This is a genomic window from Cytophaga sp., assembly GCF_051961495.1.
Lineage (GTDB): Bacteria > Bacteroidota > Bacteroidia > Cytophagales > Cytophagaceae > Cytophaga.
Genome location: NZ_JBQCDF010000065.1, coordinates 1 through 4,914 on the forward strand (window position 1 = coordinate 1; position 4,914 = coordinate 4,914).

The following is a 4,914-nucleotide window of genomic DNA, read 5'->3' on the forward strand; positions in this document are numbered from 1 at the left end:
CTTTTGAATAAATATCTGCTGGGCTCTACTGTTTCATATGAATTTAATGATAAGAATTTTACGGCGATAGACCGCTTCCGGGCGCCAGACTTTGAGCGTTACTGGAATGAAGATGTAACGCGCATCGGGAATAATAACATGATGAGCGGTTCTTTGAACTATACGAAAAATTCCAGTGAGCTTTTTAGTTATTCGTTGAATTACAGAAACAAGGATAATGATCTGAACGGTGTACAGCATGTTGCGCAGTTGTATCAGAAAGCCGGTAATTTATTTTTAAAAGGGGATGCGTTTTTTAATAATACGAATACCACACTCGGTAAGGCAGACTGGCAGAAATATAACGTGCTGGTTTACTATCAAACAAAATTGCTGACACCCGGTTTTCAATACAGCACTGAAAAAAATAAAGTGGTGGACTCTTCAGGCAAGGTCGCACAGTCTCTGATGTATTTTGAAGAATATAAATATTACCTCTTATCGAATGACACAGCGAAATTCAGGTATCGCATTGATTACAGCAGCCGGAATGACAAGCAGCTTTTCAATGGAGAGTTGTTGCCCAATACCCGCGCACAGACAACCAGTTTTACCAGTGGTATAAAGTTTAACTCTGATCACCAGTTGAATGTGGTTACGACTTACAGATACCTGGCATATGTTGGTCCGGTAGCTACACCCAATGATGAAACGGTTATGTCGAGGGTAGACTGGGGCATTAATCTTTTCAAACGGCATGTTCGTTCAGAACTGACAGTGACAACCGGGGTAGGGCGGCAGGCCCGGCAGCAATTTGTGTTTCAACCTGTTGCTACCGGTTTGGGTAATTATGTATGGCGGGATTATAATGGTGATGGCGTGCAACAGATCAGCGAATTCGTTTCAAAGATTTATAATGACACTGCCGAATTTATAAAAGTATACCTGCCATCAAATGATTATTACAAAGCTTATACAAACCTGGTAAACTACAGGCTGGATATGTCGATGCCAAGAAAATGGAAGTCATCTTCTTCTCACGTTCTTAAAACACTGGCTAAATTATCAAACACGGCTTCTATAACACTGAACAAAAAAACTTCAGACAGTAAAATCTGGGAACGGTTTAATCCGGCTACTCCCGGAGCAGGAGACACCAGTTTGCTGGGTTTTCAGCGTGTGATCCGGGCAGTATTATTTTACAACCGTTCAAGTTCGCTTTTCGGGATGGACCTTGCGCTAACTTCCAATCAGTCGAGACAATTTTTAACACAGGGTTTTGAAAACCAACTCAATGATGACCTCACCTATGGATTACGATCTACTTTTAAGCGCATGTTTGCCTGGAAAATAAAACTCGCTACGGGTTATAATAGTGTCAATTCAGATTTCAATGCTTACCGGAATTATTTTATTGACTATAAAAAAATGGATAATGAATTTTCTTATCAGCCGCTTACCAACACACGGATCACGTTACTGGCAGGAATGGCCTATAAAATCAATACCATACAAAGCGGCAACGGAGAAAATGCATTGCTCTATACTGCCGGGACGGAATTGAAATTGAATAAACTGTCGAAACGAACTTTTACAACAACTATAAAATACATCCGGATCAATTCCCGTTTGAATGGCACACAGGAGAACAGTCCGGTTGCTTATGAAATGCAGGAGGCTTTATATAGCGGCAATAACATGACCTGGAATGTTGCCTGGCAGGAGCGCTTGACAAATGGTTTGCTGATATCTTTTACTTATGAAGGTAGAAAATCGGAATCTGTGAAAACCATTCACACCGGTAGGATGCAATTGAGCGCGTTGTTTTAGTCTAATGCTCAACGCTGAAACTTAAAGCAGGAAAGCGACTTTATAAAATGACGATAAGTTTCTCACATCGAATAAATTATCGAATATTCAAATATATTCTATTTAAAGCATTGAGCCTTTAGCGTTAGGCATTAAGCTTAGTGCTTCATATCCCGGATGAGCTTGCTGGCGAAGATAAAATTCTGTAGATCTTTTATATCTGTACCCAGGATGTTATCTTTAGTTCCTTCCCAGATCTTTTCCCCTTTGAACATGAATATGATATTCTCTCCGATTTCAAGCATGGAGTTCATATCGTGTGTAACGACTACCGTTGTAATATTATATTCGTGCGTAATTTCCTGGATGAGATTATCAATACGGATGGAAGTCTGAGGATCAAGACCGGAATTTGGTTCATCGCAGTACAGGTATTTAGAGTTCATCACAATGGCTCTTGCAATACCAACCCGTTTTGCCATCCCGCCACTGATTTCGGAAGGTTTTAATTTTGCCGCATGATCCAGGCCAACACGCTGCAGACAAAAATGCACCCGGTCTGCTTTTTCAGATTTAGACATGTCACTCAGCATATCCAGCGGGAACATGACATTTTCTTCCACTGTTTTGGAATCGAATAGGGCACCGCCCTGGAAAAGCATTCCGATTTCTCTGCGGATCACCTGCTTTTCTTCTTTGTTTGCCTGGGTAAAATTACGGTCGTCGTACAAGACATCCCCTGAATCCGGATGTACTAAACCAACCAATGTCTTCAGCAGAACACTTTTCCCGGTTCCGCTGGCACCGATAATGAGGTTGGTTTTGCCTTGTTCAAAGCTTGCCGATACGTTTTTTAATATGTGTTTATGGTTAAAGGTCTTATTGATGTTTTTGCACTCAATCATAATATTTTCTGTGATTTGAGATTAGTTTAATAGTAATTGAGCCAGTAATAAATCTGCAACCAATACCCCGATGCAGCTATTTACTACCGCTGTGGTTGAAGATTGGCCTACTTCCAGTGCGCCGCCTTTAGTGAAAAAACCCTGGTAAGCTGAAATGGAAGAGATCAGAAATGCAAAAACGAAGGCTTTAATTAATGCGAAACTTACGTTGAACTCATTGAAATCGGATTGAATACCGTAAATGTAATCCTGTGTAGAGATAATATCGCCCAATCTGCCGGCAACAAAACCGCCCAAAATAGATAATAAGGCAGCAAAAGTAACCAGCATCGGGATTGTAATCAGACTGGCAAGTATTTTAGGTAGAATCAGGTAAGAAGCTGAATTAATTCCCATAACTTCCAATGCATCAATCTGTTCTGTTATTCTCATAGTGCCGAGCTGACCGGCGATACTGGAACCTACTTTACCGGCCAAAACCACACAGGTAAAGGTCGGGGCCAGTTCCAGAATGGACATTTCACGCACAACAGAGGCCACAACGTAGATCGGAACAAGCGGACTAACTAAATTGGCAGCAGTCTGGATACAGGTTACAGCCCCGATAAAAGAGGAAACGATGGCTACAATGAAAATTGAATTGGTTCCGATTATGATACATTCATCAATTGTCAGCCTCCAATAAACGATAAATTTTTCCCGTCTTACAAAAAGACTGCCCATTAAAATCATGTATTTCCCAAAACTCTTCATTGTACTTTTAATATCAACATTGATAATCCACCCTTAAAATCCTTACTAAAATAAGGTATATTTAAGTGGCAAACAATTTTAAAAAAATGAATAAACTAGTTATTGTAACCGGAGGAACGAAAGGGATTGGTAAAGCTTTGGTATGGAAATTCGCTTCCCAGGGTTTTGATATTATTACCTGTGCCCGGAATGGCCAAGATCTGGAGCATTTAAAAAGTACAATTTTAGCAGCCTACCCGGGAACGCAAATATATACCTGTGCAGCAGATTTGTCAGAGCCATCGGGCAGGGCAGAAGTGATTAAATTGGTAAAGACCGTTGACCGTCCGGTGGAAGTACTGATCAATAATGCCGGACTTTTTGTCCAGGGGCAAATCCATAATGAACCCGAAGGTGTTTTGGAAAATCAGATTCAGACCAACCTGATGAGCGCATATGAAATTACCCGCGGAGTGGTTGGCCGGATGATGGAAAAACGTAAGGGAAGTATTTTTAACATCTGTTCGATTGCGAGCATCATGGCCTATGAAAACGGAGGTTCTTATACCATTTCTAAATTTGCACTTTTAGGCATGACAAAAGTTCTGCGTGAAGAAATGAAGCCATACAATATCCGGGTGACTGCCGTCTTACCAGGAGCAACTTTGACTGCTTCCTGGGATGGGGCAGACTTCCCACAAGAGCGTTTTATTAAAGCCGAAGATGTAGCTGATTCAATATTTGGTATCTATAATTTGTCTGAGCATACTGTAGTAGAAGAGATCCTGCTGCGCCCTCAACTCGGTGACCTGTAAATAGGAGCTCTGGTAAAATTTATATATTCAGATACATTCATTTAAGTGTTTTAAGGAGCCCGGATCTATCATCCGGGTTCCTTTTTTAGTTTAAATCAATAAATATTTTTATTAAAGCTTTAATTTACTTTTGTAAAATATATTATCTGATTAATAATAATATAAATGTTTAAATTTAGATTAGTCTAAAAAAATATTGAGTGCCGTAAAAAGGAATAATTTTCCCCAAAAATGAGGGGAATTCAGTAAAAAAGTTATCTTTCCTGATATATAACAAAATCAAGAGATGTCTGCAAACGAACTTTCTTCAATAAACACAAAATACTGTCAAAGTCTTACTCAGTATGTTCGCCGGAAATCGAGTGTAGTGACCATTGGAAATGTTCCTATGGGAGGTGATTATCCGATCCGTTTACAATCGATGACAACGGTTGATACGATGGACACCATGGGTAGTGTTGAGCAAATTATCCGCATGGTCGAGGCTGGTTGTGAGTATGTCAGAATTACAGCCCCGAGTATGAAAGAGGCTCAGAATTTGGAAAATATCAAGAAGGAGCTATTGAAACGGGGGTACTCGGTTCCCTTAATAGCAGACATACATTTTACTCCGAACGCGGCCGAGCTGGCAGCAAAAATTGTCGAAAAAGTACGGATCAATCCGGGCAATTATG

The 4,914-nt window shown here is 40.3% G+C and carries 4 protein-coding genes and 1 pseudogene; 3 read left to right on the forward strand and 2 right to left on the reverse strand.

The window, feature by feature from the left end; genetic code table 11:
* Positions 1-1,809, forward strand: a pseudogene (locus tag ACTHJT_RS03080) (hypothetical protein); the annotation flags it as partial.
* 137 nt (positions 1,810-1,946) lie between these two features.
* On the opposite strand, the gene ACTHJT_RS03085 reads toward ACTHJT_RS03080, so the two are convergent.
* Positions 1,947-2,693, reverse strand: a complete 747-nt coding sequence (locus ACTHJT_RS03085; RefSeq protein WP_440236293.1) for an ABC transporter ATP-binding protein — start codon at positions 2,691-2,693, stop codon at positions 1,947-1,949.
* A gap of 21 nt (positions 2,694-2,714) precedes the next feature.
* Positions 2,715-3,446 (reverse strand): MlaE family ABC transporter permease, encoded by a 732-nt coding sequence (locus tag ACTHJT_RS03090; RefSeq protein ID WP_440236294.1) that lies wholly within the window; start codon positions 3,444-3,446, stop codon positions 2,715-2,717.
* Positions 3,447-3,532: 86 nt separating this feature from the next.
* On the opposite strand from ACTHJT_RS03090, the gene ACTHJT_RS03095 reads away from it, so the two are divergent.
* Together ACTHJT_RS03095 and ACTHJT_RS03100 are read left to right on the forward strand one after the other, a co-directional pair.
* Positions 3,533-4,240, forward strand: a complete 708-nt coding sequence (locus ACTHJT_RS03095; RefSeq protein ID WP_440236296.1) for an SDR family oxidoreductase — start codon at positions 3,533-3,535, stop codon at positions 4,238-4,240.
* A gap of 286 nt (positions 4,241-4,526) precedes the next feature.
* Positions 4,527-4,914 (forward strand): flavodoxin-dependent (E)-4-hydroxy-3-methylbut-2-enyl-diphosphate synthase (locus ACTHJT_RS03100; protein ID WP_440236298.1); only part of this gene is annotated, 388 nt, incomplete at its 3' end.